The organism is Komagataeibacter xylinus NBRC 15237, from assembly GCF_001571345.1.
Classification (GTDB): Bacteria; Pseudomonadota; Alphaproteobacteria; order Acetobacterales; family Acetobacteraceae; genus Komagataeibacter; species Komagataeibacter xylinus.
In genome coordinates, this window is the sequence record NZ_BCTP01000050.1 from 1 (window position 1) to 18986 (window position 18986).

The 18986-nt window shown below is 61.5% G+C and carries 18 protein-coding genes, 1 tRNA gene and 3 pseudogenes; 13 read left to right on the forward strand and 9 right to left on the reverse strand.

Translation table 11 applies throughout. From position 1 onward, the window contains the following. Positions 1-907 (forward strand): annotated as a pseudogene (locus GXY01S_RS18615) (sodium:solute symporter family protein); the annotation flags it as partial. Here the strand turns inward: GXY01S_RS18615 and GXY01S_RS14205 are convergent. Further along, the gene (locus GXY01S_RS14205) at positions 852-1250 is read right to left on the reverse strand and encodes a hypothetical protein (RefSeq protein ID WP_242501319.1); all 399 of its coding nucleotides are present in this window, start codon (positions 1248-1250) and stop codon (positions 852-854) included. The pseudogene GXY01S_RS18615 and the gene GXY01S_RS14205 sit on opposite strands and share 56 nt — an antisense overlap. Positions 1251-1514: 264 nt before the next feature. Between GXY01S_RS14205 and pgm the strand changes: the two are divergent. After that, positions 1515-3175 (forward strand): annotated as a pseudogene (pgm, locus tag GXY01S_RS14210) (phosphoglucomutase (alpha-D-glucose-1,6-bisphosphate-dependent)). A gap of 111 nt (positions 3176-3286) precedes the next feature. Here the strand turns inward: pgm and GXY01S_RS14215 are convergent. After that, positions 3287-3781, reverse strand: coding sequence for a YaiI/YqxD family protein (locus GXY01S_RS14215; protein WP_061276117.1), 495 nt, complete (start codon positions 3779-3781; stop codon positions 3287-3289). A 281-nt stretch (positions 3782-4062) separates the two neighbouring features. Then, positions 4063-4461, reverse strand: a complete 399-nt coding sequence (locus GXY01S_RS18620; protein ID WP_165165572.1) for a hypothetical protein — start codon at positions 4459-4461, stop codon at positions 4063-4065. Between GXY01S_RS18620 and GXY01S_RS18625 the strand changes: the two genes are divergently transcribed. The 3 genes from GXY01S_RS18625 (at position 4461) to GXY01S_RS14225 (ending at position 6063) form a co-directional block, all read left to right on the forward strand. After that, complete coding sequence (locus GXY01S_RS18625; RefSeq protein ID WP_165165620.1) at positions 4461-4607, forward strand: hypothetical protein; 147 nt, start codon at positions 4461-4463, stop codon at positions 4605-4607. The genes GXY01S_RS18620 and GXY01S_RS18625 overlap by 1 nt on opposite strands. Before the next feature lie 119 nt (positions 4608-4726). Continuing rightward, positions 4727-5083 carry a zinc ribbon domain-containing protein YjdM gene (locus GXY01S_RS14220; RefSeq protein WP_061276119.1) on the forward strand — a complete coding sequence of 119 codons (357 nt, stop codon included), beginning with the start codon at positions 4727-4729 and terminating at the stop codon, positions 5081-5083. A 116-nt stretch (positions 5084-5199) separates the two neighbouring features. Next, positions 5200-6063, forward strand: a complete 864-nt coding sequence (locus GXY01S_RS14225; RefSeq protein ID WP_061276122.1) for a hypothetical protein — start codon at positions 5200-5202, stop codon at positions 6061-6063. Between the two features lie 78 nt (positions 6064-6141). On the opposite strand, the gene GXY01S_RS14230 is transcribed toward GXY01S_RS14225, so the two are convergent. From GXY01S_RS14230 to ruvX, 3 genes are all read right to left on the reverse strand, one after another. Next, complete coding sequence (locus tag GXY01S_RS14230; protein ID WP_061276124.1) at positions 6142-7776, reverse strand: dihydroxyacetone kinase subunit DhaK; 1635 nt, start codon at positions 7774-7776, stop codon at positions 6142-6144. A 126-nt stretch (positions 7777-7902) separates the two neighbouring features. Beyond that, positions 7903-8826, reverse strand: coding sequence for an MIP/aquaporin family protein (locus tag GXY01S_RS14235; protein WP_061276126.1), 924 nt, complete (start codon positions 8824-8826; stop codon positions 7903-7905). Between the two features lie 166 nt (positions 8827-8992). Then, positions 8993-9463, reverse strand: coding sequence for a Holliday junction resolvase RuvX (ruvX, locus tag GXY01S_RS14240; RefSeq protein ID WP_061276128.1), 471 nt, complete (start codon positions 9461-9463; stop codon positions 8993-8995). A 75-nt stretch (positions 9464-9538) separates the two neighbouring features. On the opposite strand from ruvX, the gene gatC reads away from it, so the two are divergent. The 4 genes from gatC to GXY01S_RS14260 all read left to right on the forward strand — a co-directional run bounded on the left by gatC (position 9539) and on the right by GXY01S_RS14260 (position 12949). Further along, positions 9539-9826: an Asp-tRNA(Asn)/Glu-tRNA(Gln) amidotransferase subunit GatC gene (gene gatC, locus GXY01S_RS14245; RefSeq protein WP_061276141.1), complete on the forward strand. Its 288-nt coding sequence runs from the start codon at positions 9539-9541 to the stop codon at positions 9824-9826. 1 nt (position 9827) lies between these two features. Beyond that, positions 9828-11312: an Asp-tRNA(Asn)/Glu-tRNA(Gln) amidotransferase subunit GatA gene (gene gatA / locus GXY01S_RS14250; RefSeq protein ID WP_061276130.1), complete on the forward strand. Its 1485-nt coding sequence runs from the start codon at positions 9828-9830 to the stop codon at positions 11310-11312. Beyond that, entirely contained in the window at positions 11309-12757 is a 1449-nt protein-coding gene (gene gatB, locus GXY01S_RS14255; protein WP_061276132.1) for an Asp-tRNA(Asn)/Glu-tRNA(Gln) amidotransferase subunit GatB, read from the forward strand. Before gatA ends, gatB begins: the two co-directional genes overlap by 4 nt. Before the next feature lie 99 nt (positions 12758-12856). Further along, positions 12857-12949: transfer RNA gene (locus GXY01S_RS14260), tRNA-Ser, on the forward strand. Between the two features lie 71 nt (positions 12950-13020). On the opposite strand, the gene GXY01S_RS19050 is transcribed toward GXY01S_RS14260, so the two are convergent. Beyond that, positions 13021-13464, reverse strand: a complete 444-nt coding sequence (locus tag GXY01S_RS19050) for a tyrosine-type recombinase/integrase (protein ID WP_242501313.1) — start codon at positions 13462-13464, stop codon at positions 13021-13023. A gap of 7 nt (positions 13465-13471) precedes the next feature. On the opposite strand from GXY01S_RS19050, the pseudogene GXY01S_RS14270 reads away from it, so the two are divergent. From GXY01S_RS14270 to GXY01S_RS14285, 4 genes and pseudogenes are all read left to right on the forward strand, one after another. Further along, positions 13472-14236 (forward strand): annotated as a pseudogene (locus GXY01S_RS14270) (aldehyde dehydrogenase family protein); the annotation flags it as partial. A gap of 182 nt (positions 14237-14418) precedes the next feature. Continuing rightward, positions 14419-15012: a TetR/AcrR family transcriptional regulator gene (locus tag GXY01S_RS14275; protein WP_061276134.1), complete on the forward strand. Its 594-nt coding sequence runs from the start codon at positions 14419-14421 to the stop codon at positions 15010-15012. Between the two features lie 85 nt (positions 15013-15097). Beyond that, positions 15098-16255, forward strand: coding sequence for an iron-containing alcohol dehydrogenase (locus tag GXY01S_RS14280; protein ID WP_061276136.1), 1158 nt, complete (start codon positions 15098-15100; stop codon positions 16253-16255). Positions 16256-16336: 81 nt separating this feature from the next. Further along, positions 16337-17728 (forward strand): NAD-dependent succinate-semialdehyde dehydrogenase, encoded by a 1392-nt coding sequence (locus tag GXY01S_RS14285; RefSeq protein WP_061276148.1) that lies wholly within the window; start codon positions 16337-16339, stop codon positions 17726-17728. A gap of 263 nt (positions 17729-17991) precedes the next feature. Here GXY01S_RS14285 and GXY01S_RS14290 read toward each other — a convergent pair whose 3' ends face one another. Together GXY01S_RS14290 and GXY01S_RS14295 are read right to left on the reverse strand one after the other, a co-directional pair. Next, positions 17992-18171 (reverse strand): hypothetical protein, encoded by a 180-nt coding sequence (locus GXY01S_RS14290; RefSeq protein ID WP_061276138.1) that lies wholly within the window; start codon positions 18169-18171, stop codon positions 17992-17994. Positions 18172-18357: 186 nt separating this feature from the next. After that, the coding region (locus GXY01S_RS14295) for an IS5 family transposase (protein WP_061276150.1) at positions 18358-18986 on the reverse strand (629 nt) is incomplete at its 5' end.

Below are 18986 nucleotides of genomic sequence, written 5' to 3' on the forward strand. Positions count from 1 at the left end.
AACACCCGCCGTGCTGGCAGGCGCTGGTGCGGGCATGACCTTTGGCTGGGTGGCGCTGGCGGGCGTGCGTGCACCGGCCTATGTATCGGTGCTGAAGGATGTGCTGCTGGTGCTGGCCATCATGGCCGCAGGGGGCGCCGCCCTGCTGGCCACGGGCCTGCCCGCTGCGTATGTGGCAACCCCGGCCCCCGCCGTGCCCGCGCGGCAGGATATGTTCGTGGTCTCCACCATCATGCTCCAGTCGCTGGGGCTGTGCATTACGCCGCAGGCGGTGGCCTTCGTGTTTACCGCGCGCTCGGCGCGGATGGTGCGCCGCAACCAGATCCTCATGCCGCTTTACATGCTCATGTTCCCCTTCCTGTACATGATCGCGGAATATGTGCGCAGGCGTGGGCTGGCTGTGCCATCAGCCAATGATGTGTTCATGCTGGGCGTGACCACCACCCTGCCGCCATGGATGCAGGGTATCGTCGCGGGCGGGTGCGCGGTCTCGGCGCTGGTCATTCTGGCAGGGGTGTGCCTTGCCATCGGGCCGCTGGTCTCGCGCAACATGCTGCATGGCCTGTCGGACAAGGGGCAGCGCGTGGGCGCGCAGGTGGTGATTGGCCTCTATCTGCTGCTTTGTGCCGCCGGGGCGGCGGGGCTGGGCAGCATCATGGTCACGCTCAACAACCTGTATTATCTGGGCATGATCCAGATCGCACCGGGGCTGCTGGTGGCCCTGTGCGGGTGGCGCGTGCCCGCTCTGGCCATTGCAGCGGGGCTTGTGGCAGGTGGCGGGCTGGCGGTAGGGCTGTACTCGGCGGGCCTAATGCCCGAAGGGATCAATCCCGGCCTGATCGGGCTTGCGGTCAATGCCCTGATCGTGGCGACCGCGGGGCTGCGTCGGCCGCCCTGTGCGCGGTAAAATCACCTTTCTCCTGCCCCGGTGCGGGGGCTGGCGCCAGCCAGGCAGGGTGGCGGGTTTCGATCCACTCCAGCATGCGCGCACTCAGCCTGCGCAGGAAGGGCACGTCCTCCGCCAGCAGGATAATACCCAGCGGCAGCATCCATATCCCCAGCACCGGCAGGAAGCTGAATATGCCCCCCACGATCAGCACGCCGCCCATGATGCCGCGCAATACGACCCTTCCGGGCTGAAGCAGCCAGCGCATGGCCTGTTCGCCCCGCGCTGGCAGGCGCCGCAGCAGGCGCTCCAGCCGGTCGCGGCGCAGGTGTTCGGCGTGATCGGGTGGTGAGAGTGTGTTCATGTGCTTAGGGTGGGGATGCTCCGTGCCCCACGCAACCTGCCCGCGCGGGAACGTGATGGGCGGACAAGGAAACGAAAAAGGTCCGGATTTTGATATAGTTCAATGTCATTCCCCCAAAGCGCGCGCCAGTGTCGTGGCATGATGTGTTTCCTTGCTGCCTTCCGGTCATTTTCCTGCCCCGCGTGGCTGGACGCCTGCCGGGGCGGCCTGTAAGGGAATTTGTTGGAATATGCGCTTTTTCATAATGTATTTCGGGAGCAGTCAATGCCCAGCGTAAGCCCTTTTGCCGGCAAGCCGGTGGATCCTGACCGTCTTGTCAATATCGATGCCCTGCTTGATGCCTATTATACCCGCAAGCCTGATCCCGCCATTGCCACGCAGCGGGTGGCGTTTGGCACCTCGGGGCACCGGGGCTCATCGCTCCATACCAGCTTCAATGAAAACCATATCCTCTCGATCAGCCAGGCCATTGCTGACTACCGCAAGAACGCGGGCATTACCGGGCCGCTGTTCATCGGCATCGACACGCATGCGCTCTCGCGCCCGGCGCTGAAGTCGGCGCTGGAAGTCTTTGCCGCCAATGGCATTGAAGTGCGCATTGATGACAAGGACGGCTACACCCCCACCCCCGTCATCTCGCACGCCATCCTGACATGCAACCGTGGCCGCAGCAGCGACCTCGCCGATGGCGTGGTGATCACGCCCTCGCACAACCCGCCCGAGGATGGTGGCTTCAAATACAACCCGCCGCATGGCGGCCCGGCTGATACCGACATCACCAAGGTGATCGAGAACGCCGCGAACGACTACATGGCCAAGGGCATGCGCGGCGTTGCCCGCGTGCCGTTCGAGCAGGCGCTCAAGGCCCCCACCACAAAGCGGCATGACTATATCAACCCGTATGTGGATGACCTTGCCGCCGTGGTGGACATGGACATCATCCGTGAATCCGGCATTTCCATCGGCATCGACCCGCTTGGCGGGGCGGCGGTGGATTACTGGCAGCCGATCATTGACAAATACGGCATCAACGCCACCATCGTGAGCAAGGAAGTCGACCCCACCTTCCGCTTCATGACCGCTGACTGGGATGGCCAGATTCGCATGGACTGCTCCTCGCCCTACGCCATGGCGCGCCTGGTGCAGATGAAGGACCGCTTTGACATAGCCTTCGCCAACGATACCGATGCCGACCGGCATGGCATCGTGTCGGGCAAATACGGGCTGATGAACCCCAACCATTACCTTGCCACCGCCATCGAGTTCCTGTTCAACAACCGCGCCAACTGGAACCCTGCCGCAGGTGTTGGCAAGACGGTGGTCAGCAGCAGCATGATCGACCGCGTGGCCAAGGAAATTGGTCGCAAGCTGGTGGAAGTGCCCGTTGGCTTCAAGTGGTTTGTCGATGGCCTGTATAACGGCACGCTCGGCTTTGGTGGCGAGGAAAGTGCAGGTGCTTCCTTCCTGCGCCGCGATGGCACGGTATGGAGCACGGACAAGGACGGCATCATCCTTGGCCTGCTCGCCGCCGAGATCACGGCCCGCACCAAACAGACCCCCGGCGCCGCATATGAAGCCATGACCAAGCGCCTTGGCACGCCGTACTACGCCCGCATCGACGCGCCTGCCGATCCGGCGCAGAAGGCAATCCTGAAAAACCTCTCGCCCGAACAGATCGGCATGAGCGAGCTTGCGGGCGAGCCGATTGTCAGCACGCTGACCAACGCGCCGGGCAATGGCGCGGCCATTGGGGGCCTGAAGGTCTCGGCCAGGGATGGCTGGTTTGCCGCCCGCCCCTCCGGCACGGAAAATGTCTATAAAATCTATGCCGAGAGCTTCAAGAGCGAAGCCCACCTCAAGGCCATCCAGACCGAGGCGCAGGATGCCCCATCTCGGCCCTGTTTGCCAAGGCTGCGCAGAAGTAAGATCTGGTAAAGGTTTTTGGGCGCCGCCTTTTTGCAAAAAAAAGGCGGCGTTCACAGCCTCGGTGCCGTCCGCTTCCCATGCGGGCGGCTTTTTTTACGCGCCTTCCACACTCATGCCGTAGGCGGCACGACAGGCAGCGGCCGCCCGTGCCCGGCCGCGCGTTTGCGGGCCTTGACCACGGCGGTATCGAGGGCTGAGAGAAATGTGGAGCGGTCAGCGCGGGTAAAGCCGCGATTGCTCTGGGTCACGACACCGGTATCACGCAGGTCGGTCATGAGGTTGCGCACGGCCAGCGCCATGCCGATGGCGTTATCATCAAGAATGCGGCCCTTGGGGTCGAGCACGCAGGCCCCGCGCGCGACACAACGCGCGGCCAGCGGAATATCGGCTGATATGACGATGTCATGCGCGGCCGCATGTTCGGCAATCCAGTCATCAGCCACGTCCATGCCCTGTGTCACCACCACGCGCTCGATCAGGGTCGAGGTTGGCACGGCCAGCAGGCTGTTCGAGACGACAAAGGTGTGCAGCCCATAACGCTGCGCTACGCGATAGGTCTCGTCGCGCACCGGGCAGGCATCGGCATCAATGAAAATGCGGGTCATGGCATGCCCCCTGCCCTGTGGCGGGCGGAAGGGCGCATGGAGCGGGCGGGGCTGTGCGGTAAGGTGCGTGGCATGACCTTTTTCCTATTCCGTCGTGCGGGGCGCTGGCAAGGTTATGTCCTGACGCGTTCGTAAAAACGTCCTGCTTTCGGATAGGCGGTGTCTTTTGAAGCTTTTTGAAAAAAGCTTCACCAAAAACGTCCTGAATTGGTTTTTTAACTTGGGCGGCGGGAAAAGAAAAAAACGGCCATGAATGCGCAACACCCGGGCGGCCTGTGCGATCAGTTCCATATCGTGAAGAGCGATATGGGCGTTTTGACTTCCGCTGGCGTGAATGATGCGTCAGTATGAAGCTGACAAGCAAAATGGAGGAGGCCGTTATGCGTTACCTCATCGACCATACACGCGAGGGCTTTGGCGTCGCGCTGTTGCTTGGCATGCTGGCTGTCGAGCGTTTTTTCCGCAAGCAGGCTGTCCGCTAGGGCGGCCCCGAACACACGGACAGGCACCGGATGGAACATCCTTCCCTCCAGCACCGCCATCGCTGCTGCATGCGCATGCGCGAGATGTGCGCCGCAGGCCTGCTGGCGCAGCGCTGCCCCGTTTTCATACGCAACCGTGGCGCGGTCCGGCGGTTTACCCCCCTTGAAAGCCAAAATAGCTGGAGAGGGGAAAACCAATGCGAAACCTTGCGCGGATGATGATGGCCGTGGCCGTTCTGACCTGCCTTGCCGGGTGCGACAAGCCCAAGCCCGCTGGTGGCGGATCGGATGGCGGGGGTGGCCCCGGTGTCAGCACCCATGGCGGCACGGCGCCCCAGCAGTAAGGGGCGCGTGCCCTGCCGGGTGTCTGGCTGCGGCCAGAAAATGACCCCTGCATGATCCATATCCTTCCTGTTGAGGCCTGCGTGCTTTATGGGCATAGGTCCGGACAGTAAGGATAATTATGGAAAACGACCTCAAATGCCCCGAATGCGGGTGCGAACATGTCTACCCCGATGGCAGCCTGTGGACCTGCCCGGAATGCGGGTGTGAATGGAACCCGAAGGACAATGCGGCAGGTGCTGCTGCTGCGGATGGCCCCGGCGAGATACGCGATGCCAACGGCAACGTGCTCGCTGATGGCGATAGTGTGACGGTGATCAAGGACCTCAAGATCAAAGGGGCCTCCTCCGTGATCAAGGGGGGCACCAAGGTGAAGGGCATCCGTCTGGTCGATGGTACGGACGGGCACAATATTGCCTGCAAGATCGCGGGTGTCGGCGCCATCAACCTGAAATCCGAATTCGTTCGTAAAGCCTGATTTTCTAGCCGGGGTAACCATCTGTCATGATGCGCTACCCCTTTGGGCATGGATGGATTTGCCGTTTCTTCCTGATATAATTATACTTACTTCCCTATATTGAGGAAGAACAGGGCATGAGTTATGATCTGGACATTGAATTTGAGTCACCAGTAGAAAAAACGGAGTTCTGGAATTTTCTGCAAAGCCGGAAACACTACTTCATTGATAGTGATGATTTCGGGTACCAGAATGATCAGACCGGTGTCTATTTTACCATTTCCACGGATTACGATGTAAATGATGATGAAGACAGAAATTATGAAAATAAAAATGAAATAATAAGCGTAATCTGCAATATAAACTATTGCAGGCCCGGTTTTTTCGCTGTTGAAATGGCACGGGAAATCACGGCCCTTCTGGCCCGTTTCCCTGCCTGCATTGATGACCCGCAGATGGATGGCATGGGGTCAGGCCCCTATACGCCTGCTGGCCTGCTCAAGGGGTGGAATGCTGGCAATATTGCCGCCATCCACATATTGTCGTCCCGTCAGGACCCTTTCAGGTATGCGCTGCCTCGTGCCACGCTCATGCGCTGCTGGGAATGGAATGATACGCTTGATGCCCGCCAGCAAAGGTTGGGGGATGCCAAGGCCATTCCCAAAATGTCTTCCTTTGCACTGGATGAAAAGATACTTACCGCCGCCATCTGGGTCGATGGCATGCCCATCATGCTGCCGCGTGTGGATTATGTGCTGATGGCACGCAGGCAGGACGATGGTGCGACGCAGATTGCCTGCCTGTCCTGGGCTGATCTTGTTCCGGTCCTGCTCCAGGCAGGCCATGCGCAGCATGATGGTTTTGATGTAAGCCACGCACTGGCCGCCGATACGACAAGCGCCCTGCTTGCTTCAGGCCAACCCTTTGATCCTGACCGGATGTGCCTTCTGAATGCTGACAAGGTGCTTGATGAAGAGAGTGTCAGCGCCGCACGGGCATAGGCGGCCCGGCCTGCTTCACTCCCCTGCCCCCGGCCCCGCGCGGAACAACCGCTATTCTGCGGCTGTTCCGCATGGTGTTCAGCCAGCCGCCAGCCCTTCAAGCAGGCGGGCCACGGCCTCGGCGCCGGGGTCGGGCACGTTGCGCACGTGCTCGCTGGGCACGTAAGCGGCGCGGCCTGCGCGGGCGCTGTCCATGGTGGTGGTGGCGTCGGCGCCCTTGCGCGCGGCCTGAGCTGCCTGTTTCAGGCCGCCGCCTGCGGCAAGTGCCTCAAGGGCGGGATAGAGCGCGTCAATCATGGTGCGGTCGCCCGGCCTGGCGCCACCGCATTCCATCATATGGGCCAGTCCTTCGCGCAGGGCCTGCTGCCACGGCTGTTTGCTGTGGCCTGCCGCCGAGAACATGATGGCAAACAGCACCCCGCTCGAGCCACCGGCATGCTGGGTCAGGATATTGCCGATGGTGGCCATGAGCTGGTGCGGGTCGTTCATGGGCAGGCGGTCGCGCACGGCGGTGATGTCACGCGCAGCACTCGCAAAGGTGGAGCCTGCATCGCCATCGCCAATCTTGCCGTCGAGTTCGTTCAGCGCGGCCTCGTTGGCCACCAGCACTTCAGCGCCCCGCGCCAGCAGGCTGGCAACTGCGGCATTATGGCTAGGCGTGAAGGGAAACGCCTCGGGCATGGCGGGCATGGGGGCCACGCTGGGGCTGCCGAATGTGGTGATGCCGGGCCACGCACGTGGCTGGGCGGGGGCCTGCAGGGCGTTGGTGATGGCCTCGTCAAGCTCGATTACGGTGAGCGAGAAGCCGTTCATGTCCAGCGCCGTCATGAGCGGTGCCGGGCCGATCACATGCGAGATGCGGCGGGCGAGCGGCGTGTGGCTGAAGGATTCCAGCAACAGCGCCATTTCCACCTCCGGCACGGTGCCAAGGTTGTTGAGCACGAGGGCAAAGCGGGTATTGCGCACGGTTGTGGGCAGGCTGGCCTCCAGCGTGCTGGCGGCCAGCGCCATCAGTTCATTGGCACCTGCCACGGCAATGCGCTGCGCCCCCGGCTCGCCATGAATGCCAAGGCCAAGCTCGGCCTGATCAGCGGCAAGGCGACTGGCGCGGGCGGGCTCATAGGGGTTGCAGTCCTCCAGCGCCATGCCGATAGTGCGCATGCGCTTCGTGCCGTCGCGCACGAACTCGGTCACATGCTCGAGCGACCAGCCCTGTGCCGCGCCATGGCCCGCCAGCTTGTGCGCCAGCACCGTGCCTGCCACGCCGCGCGGGGTGGCCGAACCCGGCAGGGCGATGTCGTCGCCCACGGTCACCATTTCCACCTTTTTGCCCAATGCGCGGGCGCGCTCGGCAGCGAGGCCGAAGTTCAGCCGGTCGCCGGTATAGTTCTTGACCACCAGCAGGCAGCCTGCCTCCCCCGTCGTGGCCAGGATCGCGGCAAGGATCGCATCAACGCAGGGAGAGGCGAACAGCGCGCCACACACCGCAGCCGTCAGCATGCCGTGGCCGACAAAGCCCGCATGCGCGGGCTCATGCCCCGACCCGCCACCCGAAATGACCGAAACCTCGCGGCGGTCGATCTCGCGGCGCATGATCACGCAGGTATCGGGGTAGCCATCCAGGCGGCACAGGTGGTGCCCCGCGCTTGAGCGCAGGAACCCGTCCAGCGCTTCGGTGACAACGGTTTCGCGCGTGTTGAAAAAACGCTTCATTCTTATGCACTCTCCCTCGGCAGCTCATGGCAGGCATGGCGGCGCGGCACTATGGCCGCTAATTCCCCCGTAGCAAAATAACGGAATATGTCACGTGTGGGTTGCGCCTTGCGCGGGCCTGCCGGTTCAGGCTGGCCCCGCGCCGGGGGGCACATGGTCGGGATCATCGGGGTGGTTGAGCTTGCGGTGCGGGTCATCAAGTCCCGGCACGCGGCCATGGTGGCCAAAATTGACCAGACGCGCCTCAAGCAGGTGCAGCTTGCCAAAAAGGTTCATGCGAATGGCCATGACCGCAAGCGACGCCCCGGCAAACGGCCCCACCACGTAAACCCACAGCCCCGACAATTGCCCGGCAAACAGCGCCGGGGCCAGCGTGCGCGCAAAATTGACGCTATTGCCCGAAAGCCATGCCGTAACCGGGTTGAGCACGAGAAAGAACAGCCCGCCCGACCAGGGCGTGATGAACTTCCAGCGCGGGTGGGCGGCCAGCCAGTACAGCATGGCGATCAGCGCCGCGGTCACGAACATTTCCGACCACATGGCCCACCAGACCGAGATCTGGCCATACGGCACGGTCGCGCCGTAATGCACCGCCACGGCCATGTTGCCCCACCAGGCGATCAGCCTGCCCGCTTCATACACCACCGCCGTGCCGATAAAGGCGCCGATGACCTGCGCGATCATGTAGTTCAGCGCATCCACCCCGCCGATGCGCTTGGCCAGCGAGAATGCAAGGGTGACGGAGGGATTGATATGCGCCCCGCTGACCTTGCCGAACGGCGTCATGGCCGCTGCCGTGCCCGACAGGCCAAAGCACAGCCCGCACAGAGCGGTCTGGATATAAGGATGGTGCATGAGCACCGCGCCCAGCGGGCTTGCGGGCGCGCTGAGCAGGATGACAGCGCTCAGGCCGAGGATCATGAGGATGGCGGTGGCGATCGCCTCGCAGAAATACAGCTTCCAGTGAAACAGGTTGTGCGGGTGCGGGTCGCCTGCCAGCGGGCGGTCATGCACATGGATATGAAGGTACGGCAGGTGTGGCAGGCGCATGGCCGGGCATCCTTGTTTATGCAACATGGGTCCGGCGAAATGAAGCGTTTGGGAAGGGTCACGTCCCGGTGCGCGCCGGTGGTGGAGGCCAGCATAGCAGCCCCCGCACCGCCGGGGTCCGGTTTTGGCACAATCCAGTCATGCCATCACGAATTCGAAAGCGCCCCTATTCCTGCGGGATCGATGCATCAAGGGCGGCCTGTAATATGTAGGCCGCCGCCATCTGGTCCACCACCTCGCCCCGGCGCTGGCGCGTCATGTCGGCTTCCGCAATGAGGAAGCGGTTCACGGCGGAGGAGGAGAGCCGTTCATCCCACATGGCCGCAGGCAGGCCGGTCATGTCGGACAGGTTCAGCGTCCAGTCGCGCGCCGCCTGGGCGGCAGGGCCGAAGCTGCCATCAAGCGAGAGCGGCAGGCCCACCACCAGGCCGCCCACATCCTGCGCGCGGGCAATCTTGCTGATTTCAGCCGCGTTGACTGACAGTTTTCCGCGCCTGAGCCCCATATGCGGGGAGGCAAGCATCAGACCCACGTCAGACAGGGCGATGCCGATTGTCTTTTTGCCAGGGTCAAGGCCAAGCAGGCGCTGGTCGCGGCGCAGGCCTGCGCGGAGATCGGATATGTTGAACAGGGGCATGGTCGGGGGTATGTTCCTCAGCGGTCCTGCGCCGCAGGATATTCTGCTCCTGTTCTGATGGAAAGTTATTGCTTCATGTCGCTTGATCCCGCGACCGTCCGCCGCATTGCCAGACTGGCACGGATTGGTATTGACGAGTCTGATGTTCCCGCCCTGCAAGGGGAGCTTAACGGGATCCTCGGCTGGGTCGAGCAGTTGAACGAGGTCGATGTCGAGGGGGTGCCCCCCATGGTCGGCACGGGCCATGCCGCCCTGCGCACGCGGCCGGACGTGGTGACCGATGGCAACTGCCGTGATGCCGTGCTGTCCAACGCGCCCGATGGCGTTGGCCCCTTCTATACCGTGCCCAAGGTTGTTGAATAAGATGAGCCTGACCGAACTGACAATTGCCGATGCCGCCAGTGGCCTGCGCGCGCGTAAATTCAGCGCCGTGGAACTGGTGCGCGCGCATACCGACGCCATCGCCGCCCTCAACCCGCGCCTGAACGCCTACATCACCACCACAGCCGATGAAGCACTCAAGGCGGCGCAGCAGGCGGATGACGTGCTGGCTAAAGGCGAGGCCCGCGCGCTGACCGGCATCCCGCTGGGCATCAAGGACCTGTTCTGCACCAATGGCGTGCGGACCACGGCGGCGAGCAACATCCTCAAGAATTTCGTGCCCCCTTATGAAAGCACGGTCACGGCCAACCTGCTGCGCGATGGCGCGGTGTTTGTAGGCAAGACCAACCTTGATGAATTCGCCATGGGCTCGGCCAACATCACCTCCGCCTTCGGCCCGGTTGAAAACCCGTGGAAGCGCAATGGCGATGAAGCGGCCCTCGTGCCCGGTGGCTCATCGGGCGGGTCGGCCGCGGCTGTTGCGGCAGGGCTGGCCATGGGCGCGACCGGCACCGATACCGGCGGGTCCATCCGCCAGCCCGCCGCCTATTGCGGCATCGTGGGGCTCAAGCCCACCTATGGACGGTGCAGCCGGTTTGGCACCATTGCCTATGCTTCATCGCTCGATCAGGCAGGCCCCATGGCGCGCAGCGTGCGCGACTGCGCCATCATGCTCCAGTCCATGGCGGGTTTTGACGAGCGTGACAGCACCAGCGTCAACTGCGACGTGCCGGATTATTCCGCAGCCATAGGCCGCAGCCTCAAGGGGCTGAAGGTGGGCATTCCCGCCGAATACCGCGCCGAGGGCCTCTCCGCCGAGATCGCGGCGGCGTGGCAGCAGGGCATCGAATGGCTCAAGGCGGCAGGCTGCGAGATCGTCGATGTGTCCCTGCCCCACACGAAATACGGCCTTGCCACCTATTACATCGTGGCCCCCGCCGAGTGTTCCTCCAACCTCGCCCGCTATGACGGCCTGCGTTTTGGCGAGCGCGTGCCGGGTGATACGCTCGACGCCATGTATGAAGCCACCCGCCGCGCGGGCTTCGGCCCCGAGGTGCGCCGCCGCATCATGATGGGCACTTATGTGCTCTCGGCTGGCTATTACGATGCCTATTACCTGAAGGCCCAGAAGGTGCGCACCCTCATCCGCCGCGACTTTACCGAGGCGTTCGGAAAGGTGGATGTGCTGCTCACCCCCACAGCACCCACCCCTGCCTTCGCGCAGGGTGAACAGAGTGATGATCCGGTCCAGATGTACCTGAACGATATTTTCACCGTGCCAGCCTCCATGGCCGGCATGCCCGCCATGTCCGTGCCCGTGGGGCTTGGGGCCACCGGCCTGCCGCTGGGCCTGCAGCTTATCGGTCGCCCGTTTGACGAGGAAACCCTGCTGGCCACCGGCAGTGCTTTGGAAAGTGCCGCAGGCTTCACCCACCGTCCTGCCATCCGTGCGGAGGCCGCGAAATGACCTACACGATCGAAGGCAAGACCGGTGCTTGGGAAATCGTGGTGGGCCTTGAGGTCCATGCGCAGATCATCAGCCACTCCAAGCTGTTCTCCGGGGCATCGGCGTCCTATGGCGGTGAGCCGAACACGCATGTGAGCCTGGTCGATGCGGGCTTTCCGGGCATGCTGCCGGTGTTGAACCAGGAATGCGTGGCCCAGGCCATCCGCACGGGGCTCGGCCTGCGCGCGCGCATCAACCTGGAAAGCCGGTTCGACCGCAAGAACTACTTCTATGCCGACCTGCCCACGGGCTACCAGATCAGCCAGTTCACCCATCCGATTGTGGGTGAAGGCACGGTCGAGATCGAACTGGGCGATGGCACCGTGCGCCATATCGGCATCACGCGCCTGCATATGGAGCAGGATGCGGGCAAGTCCATGCATGACCAGGACCCTGCCCGCTCCTTCATCGACCTCAACCGCGCTGGCGTGGCGCTGATGGAGATCGTGAGCGAGCCGGACATCCGCTGCCCCGAGGAGGCTGGCGCCTACCTGCGCAAGCTGCGCCAGATCCTGCGTTACCTGGGCACGTGCGACGGCAACATGGAGGAAGGGTCCATGCGTGCCGATGTGAACGTGTCGGTGCGCAAGGCGGGCGAGCCGTTCCGCACGCGCTGCGAGATCAAGAACGTCAACTCGATCCGCTATGTCATGCACTCCATCGAGGTCGAGGCCACGCGCCAGATCGAGGTGTGGGAAGATGGCGGCGAAGTGGATCAGGAAACGCGCCTGTTCGACCCCTCGCGTAACGAGACCCGCTCGCTGCGCAGCAAGGAAGACGCGCACGATTACCGCTATTTCCCCGACCCTGACCTGCTGCCGCTGGTGGTGGAACAGGAATGGGTGGATGCGCTTGAGCGTGGCCTGCCGGAATTGCCGGATGACAAGCGCGACCGCTTTGTCAAGGAATATGGCATCCCCCGCTACGACGCCAGCGTGCTGGTGGCCGAGCAGGCCATTGCCGATTATTACGAGGAAGTGGCCAAGGGCCGTGATGCCCGCCTCGCCGCCAACTGGGTGACGGGCGACCTGTTTGGCGCGCTTAACCGCACTGGCCGCACCATTACCGACAGCCCGATCTCGGCTGCGGCTCTTGGCGGCATGCTGGATCTGGTGTCCGACAAGACCATCAATGGCAAGATCGCCAAGGAAGTGTTCGAGGACATGCTCGAGACTGGCGACAGCGCTGCCGCCATTGTGGAGCGCAAGGGCCTCAAGCAGGTGACCGATACCGGTGCGATTGACGCCGCTGTAGCCGATGTGATGGCGCGCAATGCCGACAAGGTGGAAGAATACCGTGGCGGCAAGGATAGGCTGTTCGGCTTTTTTGTTGGCCAGGTGATGAAAGCCATGGCGGGCAAGGCCAATCCGGCCATGGTGAATGAAGCCCTGAAAAAAGTTTTGTAAAAACGGGCTTTAACGCATTTTAGGGCTATGCAGGGTTGCCGCAACACGCTAGAAGCAGCCCTGCAAACGCCGTGTTACTTATAATGCGCGCTCTTCGGCGGAGGGGTGGCCGAGTGGCTGAAGGCGGCGGTTTGCTAAACCGTTATACGATGTCAAGTCGTATCGAGAGTTCGAATCTCTTCCCCTCCGCCAGAACTTCTTGTAAATAAACGAGAAATTGCCAAGCGCCCTACGGGGCGCTTTGGTCGTTTTGGGACGGTTTTTCAGGCCGGTGTGGGGGATTTTGTGGGGACCCCTTCAAAAATCTGCTCTGCCTGGAACTGGACCCGCTCCTGCTCTTCCACGGTCAGGAAGCCCAGATAGTTCTGTTCGGTCACCTTCACGGAACTGTGTCCAAGGTGGCGGGACAGGCGATAGATATTCCCTCCTTCCTTCAGCCATCGCACCGCGAAGGCATGCCGCAGGTCATGCACCCCGAAGCACCGGAACAGCGGGTTGTCACGCTGGATGCGCCGCATGATCTGGGCATGGTTGGATGAGAAATTGGCGAACGGCTTGCCCGTGGTGCTGCTCGTGTAGAGAAAGCCCGTAGCCGCCCCCTGCTCCAGCGCCCCGGTGGCGTTGCCGCCGGGTGTATGCCAACTGATGGTGCGCGGCCTGCTGGTCTTGGTTTTGGTCAGCAGGATCTGGCGCCTGGAACTGTCCACCTGCCAGCTGGCGCTGACCGGCAGCGAACGCGCGGGCAAGGCCGTGGTGGCCGAAGCCGGCAACGCGCTGAAGAAGAACACCAGGGAACTGGGTGGCAGCGACGCCTTTATCGTGCTGGATGACGCCGACCTGGATGTCGCGATCAAATGGGCGGTCTGGGGCCGGATGAACAATACCGGGCAGTGCTGTGTCGCGGCCAAGCGGTTTATCGTGCATGAAAAGATTGCCGATGCCTTTACCGCACGCTTCAAGGCCGTACTGGAAAACCTGGTGCCGGACGACCCGATGGATGAAAAGACCACGCTTGGCCCGCTATGCAGTGAAAGCGCGCTGAAACTGGTGCTGGGCCAGATTGAAACGGCGGTGGCCCATGGTGCGCACGTGGTGACCGGCGGCAAGCGCATTGACCGCCCCGGCTATTTCCTGCAAACGACCATCCTTGACAACATCAACGAGGATAACCCGGCTTTTCATCAGGAATTCTTTGCCCCCGTAGCCATGATTTTCCGGGTGCCGGATGAACAGTCGGCCATCGACTTGGCCAATGACTCCCCCTACGGGCTTGGAGGCTCTGTCATCACCACCGACATCGAATGTGGAAAGCGGGTGGCGGCCCAGATCGAGACCGGCATGGTTTTCATCAACCGTTCGACATGGACTGCGCCCGGCCTGCCGTTTGGTAGCGTAAAGAATTCTGGCTATGGCCACGAACTGTCCTCGCTGGGCATTGAAGAATTCATCAACAAGAAACTGGTGCATACCCCGGCCTGAACAGGAAGCCGGTCCCTGCGGCCGGATAGGTAAAAAGTCCGCTGTTCTGATCGGGACAGCGGACTTCAAGGCTGTCGCAGTGGCGCGCCCTTCCCTGCCTCGTCCAGTCAGGGAACAAGAAAGAGACGACCGGTCTAATTTTTGTCTGGACATGCCGACCGGTCACCCGTATATAGACTTCCATGAAGATCGCAGAGAAACATCGCGCTGCCCGGCAGCACATTCTGGAAGCGGCCCGGCCGCTTATCGGCCAGCGTGGTTTCTCGGCCGTCGGTCTGGCCCAGATACTCGATGTTGCGGGCATTCCCAAGGGGTCGTTCTACCATTACTTCGAATCAAAGGAAGCCTTTGGCGAGGCCCTGCTCCAGACCTATATCGACGATTACCTGATAAAGATGGATGACATCCTGGGCAACGACGATGAGAACGCCGCACAGCGGATTACCCGCTACTGCCAGTTCTGGCGCGATACCCATATCGAAGGGCAGATCGGCAACAAATGCCTCATCGTAAAGCTGGCAGCGGAAGTCTCGGACCTGTCCGAACGGATGCGCGCCATTCTCGATGTCGGTACCCGCACGGTCATTGACCGGATCAGTACCGTCATTGCCAACGGGCAGGAAGAAGGGTCCGTCGGCAGCACACAGCCTGCGCTGATGCTGGCGGCTTCCCTTTATCAGCTCTGGCTGGGATCGACGCTTATGGTGAAGATCACCCATAGTTCTCCGCCGTTTGATCATGCCTGGGAGGCAAGCAGGCGGCTTCTGGAAATCTAGCGTGCCGGACATGCCTTAACGGTCTGTCCTGCGATTTTAATAGATGACCGGTCTAATAGAGACGCCCGGTCCAATAGGTGTAAAAATGCAGAATTTTGAATTCTACAACCCCACCCGGGTCCTGTTTGGCAAAGGCATGATTGCGCGCCTTGATGACCAACTGTCGCCCGAAGCCCGCGTGCTTGTTCTGTATGGCGGCTCCAGCGCCGAACGCAGCGGCACGTTGAATGAGGTCCGCGCAGCGCTGGGCAACCGCACCTTCCGTGAGTTTGGTGGCATTGAAGCCAACCCCACTTACGAAACCCTGATGAAGGCCGTGGCCATGGTGCGGGAAGAGAAGCTCGATTTCCTGCTGGCTGTGGGCGGCGGGTCGGTCATGGATGGCACCAAGTTCGTTGCCGCCGCCGTGCCGTATGAAGGCGAGCCGTGGGACATTCTGGTCAGCAAGGGCGAGGCTGCGAAAAAGGCGTTGCCACTGGGCACTGTTGTGACCCTGCCCGCCACCGGGTCTGAAATGAACTGCCTGAGCGTGATCTCGCGCCAGTCCACGGGCGACAAGCTGCTGTTCTCCAACCCGCTGGTCTATCCGCGCTTTTCCGTGCTGGACCCCATGCGCACCATGAGCCTGCCGATGAAGCAGGTCATCAACGGCGTTGTGGACTCCTTCGTGCATGTGATGGAGCAGTACATGACCTATCCGGTCGATGGCATGGCGCAGGACCGCTTTTCCGAGGGGCTGCTGTCCAGCCTGGTGGAAATCGGGCCACGTATCATTGCCACGCCAGACGAATATGACCTGCGCTCCAACCTCATGTGGGTTGCAACCCTGGCGCTGAATGGTCTGATCGGTGCGGGCGTGCCGCATGACTGGACCACGCACATGATCGGTCATGAAATCACGGCGAAATACCACATCGACCATGCCCGCACGCTGGCCATGGTGTTCCCTGCCCTGCTGAAGGTGCGCCGCGCCGAAAAGCGCGCCAAGCTGCTGCAATATGCCGCACGGGTGTGGAACCTGACCGAGGGCACGGAAGACGAGCGGATCGACGCCGTTATCCGCAAGACCGAAGAGTTCTTCGAAAACCTTGGCGTGCCGACCCGCCTGTCTGCCTACGACATCGGGGCGGAAGGCATCAACGACCTGATTGGTCAGCTTGAAGATCACGGCATGACCCATCTGGGTGAAAACGGTGATGTCACGCTGGATGTCAGCCGCCAGATACTTGAAGCCGCCGCCTGATTTCCACTGAACGACCACCGGGATATGGCCACACGCCATATCCCGGACATAACTGGCTATATTAAGGAACAGATATCCAAAATGGCTTACGCATCAACCAATCCCTATACCAACGAAGTTGTCGCCACCTTCCCCGATGCCACGGATGCGGAAGTACAGGCGGCCCTGAGCGAAGCACATGCCGCTTTTGAAAGCTGGCGCGACACGTCCTTTGCCGACCGCGCAAAGGTCATGAACGCGGCGGCCTCCATCCTGCGCCGCGACATTGACAAATATGCCCGCCTTGGCACGCTGGAAATGGGCAAGCTGTTCGAAGAGTCAAAGAAAGAAGTCATTCTTTCCGCCGAGATCTTCGAATACTATGCCAGCCACGCCGAAGAACTGCTCAAGCCGGAAATCCTGCCCGTCGCCAACCCGGCGGAAGGCAAGCCCGTTCTGGTTCATGAACCGCTGGGCATCGTGCTGGCGATCGAACCGTGGAACTTCCCCTTCTATCAAGTCGTGCGCATCATCGCGCCGCAGCTTTCGGCCGGTAATGCCGTGCTGCTCAAGCATGCTTCCAACCTGCCGCAGTGTGCCGCGGCCTTTGATACGCTGATGGCCGAAGCGGGCCTGCCAAAGGGCCTGTTCCGCAACCTGTATGCAGCACGCCCCCACACCGCCATGATCCTGAATGATCCGCGTGTGTGTGGTGTCGCCCTGACGGGTTCGGAAGGTGCTGGTACCGTGATTGCCGGCATTGCAGGCAAGGCGCTGAAAAAGGCGACCATGGAACTGGGCGGCGCAGATGCCTTCATTGTTCTCGATGACGCCGATGTGGAAAAAGCAGCCCGCTGGGCAGTGATCGGTCGCCACTGGAATGCCGGTCAGGTCTGTGTTTCAGCAAAGCGGCTGATCGTGGCGGATGCGGTTTATGACCAGTTCCTTGCCCTGTACAAGGAAGGTGTCGCCGCCCTGAAGGCCGGTGACCCGATGGACCCGACCACCACACTGGCCCCCCTGTCCTCACAGGCTGCGGCAGATGACCTGCGCGATCAGGTTACGCGGGCAATGGATCTGGGTGCGAAGGTCGAGATCATCGGTGCGCCGGTGCCCGAACAGGGCGCGTTTTTCCAGCCGCTGCTGATGTCCAATCTTGATGGGAAGAATGCGGCCCGCCACTGGGAGTTCTTTGGCCCCGTGACCCAGATCTACCGTGCGAAGAATGATGCGGACGCCATCCGTATCGCCAATGACTCCCCCTACGGTCTGGGTGGTTCCGTTTTCACCGGGGACGAGGCACGCGGCATGCGTGTGGCCCGCGCCATCCGCACCGGCATGGTGTTCATCAATCATCCGCTGTCGCCCAAGGCAGACCTGCCGTTCGGTGGCATCAAGAACTCCGGCTATGGCCGTGAACTGATCGGTCTTGGCATCAAGGAGTTCATCAACCACAAGCTGATCAACGTGGTGGATATCGACGCGGCGTTCTGACGAAACAGGCGAGATCGGGCACAATCATGCGTGCCCGGTCTTACCCATAACGGGAAACGGCAATAAACAGGCAGGCTGTACCAATCTTTATTGAAAGTGGATCGAAGCAGGGCATAAGTCTTGGCCCATATCTCACTTATGTATTCACACATCCGCTTCGGCCCTTGCACGGCTGGCCTATATGAACCGCGATCTCATCGGGGGCATATGACGGCATCCGGGCAGGAAGGCACTGGCGAGAACACCAGCTTTTTTTTTCAGCATTATGATGGGTTGACACAAAAACTGGAAAGAAAAGCCCCCGTCAGACCGGGGGCCTTGGCATCACGGCGTGCGCGTGCTTCCTTGAGTTCCCGCTCGACCCGTCGGCGCTCGCGGTGGCTCAGGTAAAAGCTGGTCAGTTCGTTACGCAGCGCGTGGATGGTATCGTTGAGTGTGATCATTGTCCTGCTCCTTTCGTTTTTCGAAGACAGGACGGACGGTTCATGCCCGGGCGGACCGCGCATCCTTGACGCGGTTCGCTTCGCGCATGGTAAAATAGGAAGGCTGAGGGAAAACCTATGTTTAGACACAGCAACATGAAGAAATCAGGATATGATGATATTGGATCAGCTTATGTCTAGAGGGTGTTATGCACCTTGAGCGAGTATAGCGGTGTTTCTGAGCATGAAACATGCGAAAGCGACGACATGGAGACTTGCGAGGGTTGAAGCGTAATGCTCGTAGTCCTTGACGAGCCTGCGGCATCGTGTGGTCCATGCGAAAGACCGCTCGACGACCCATCGGCGCGGCAGCAGGACAAAGCCGCGCCTGGCTTCGGGCAACTTGACGACTTCGAGTGCGATACCGTGCGTGCGGGCCGCCTCGTCTGGTTTTGAGCCCGTATATCCCTGATCGACATAGGCCAGTTCGATGCTTTCGTCAGTGGCCTCCTGAATGGCAGCGGCGAGGCGTCCGACTTCGGCGCGATCATCCCGGTTGGCTGGCGTGACATGCAGGGCCAGCAGGTGCCCCAGCGTATCCACAGCCATATGCAGCTTCGAGCCCCGCTTGCGTTTGGCCCCGTCGTAACCGGCGCGAGGCCCGCTCTCGGGTGTCGAACGCAATGTCCGGCTGTCGAGGATGGCTGCGGTGGGTTCCGGCTGGCGACCGGAAGCCATGCGCAAGACGGCACGTAGATCGCAGGCCAGCGTCTCGAAGCAGCCGGCATCCATCCAACGACGGGATTGCTGATAAACCGCCGACCACGGCGGCAGAT

Bases quoted from the DNA above. Each gene is read 5' to 3' on its own strand.
- GXY01S_RS14205 (WP_242501319.1), bottom strand. From the start codon at position 1,250: ATGAACACACTCTCACCACCCGATCACGCCGAACACCTGCGCCGCGAC.
- GXY01S_RS14215 (WP_061276117.1), bottom strand. From the start codon at position 3,781: ATGACCCGCATTTTCATTGATGCCGATGCCTGCCCGGTGCGCGACGAG.
- GXY01S_RS18625 (WP_165165620.1), top strand. From the start codon at position 4,461: ATGCGAAACCTTGCGCGGATGATGATGGCCGTGGCCGTTCTGACCTGC.
- GXY01S_RS14220 (WP_061276119.1), top strand. From the start codon at position 4,727: ATGGAAAACGACCTCAAATGCCCCGAATGCGGGTGCGAACATGTCTAC.
- GXY01S_RS14225 (WP_061276122.1), top strand. From the start codon at position 5,200: ATGAGTTATGATCTGGACATTGAATTTGAGTCACCAGTAGAAAAAACG.
- GXY01S_RS14230 (WP_061276124.1), bottom strand. From the start codon at position 7,776: ATGAAGCGTTTTTTCAACACGCGCGAAACCGTTGTCACCGAAGCGCTG.
- GXY01S_RS14235 (WP_061276126.1), bottom strand. From the start codon at position 8,826: ATGCGCCTGCCACACCTGCCGTACCTTCATATCCATGTGCATGACCGC.
- ruvX (WP_061276128.1), bottom strand. From the start codon at position 9,463: ATGCCCCTGTTCAACATATCCGATCTCCGCGCAGGCCTGCGCCGCGAC.
- gatC (WP_061276141.1), top strand. From the start codon at position 9,539: ATGTCGCTTGATCCCGCGACCGTCCGCCGCATTGCCAGACTGGCACGG.
- gatA (WP_061276130.1), top strand. From the start codon at position 9,828: ATGAGCCTGACCGAACTGACAATTGCCGATGCCGCCAGTGGCCTGCGC.
- gatB (WP_061276132.1), top strand. From the start codon at position 11,309: ATGACCTACACGATCGAAGGCAAGACCGGTGCTTGGGAAATCGTGGTG.
- GXY01S_RS14275 (WP_061276134.1), top strand. From the start codon at position 14,419: ATGAAGATCGCAGAGAAACATCGCGCTGCCCGGCAGCACATTCTGGAA.
- GXY01S_RS14280 (WP_061276136.1), top strand. From the start codon at position 15,098: ATGCAGAATTTTGAATTCTACAACCCCACCCGGGTCCTGTTTGGCAAA.
- GXY01S_RS14285 (WP_061276148.1), top strand. From the start codon at position 16,337: ATGGCTTACGCATCAACCAATCCCTATACCAACGAAGTTGTCGCCACC.
- GXY01S_RS14290 (WP_061276138.1), bottom strand. From the start codon at position 18,171: ATGATCACACTCAACGATACCATCCACGCGCTGCGTAACGAACTGACC.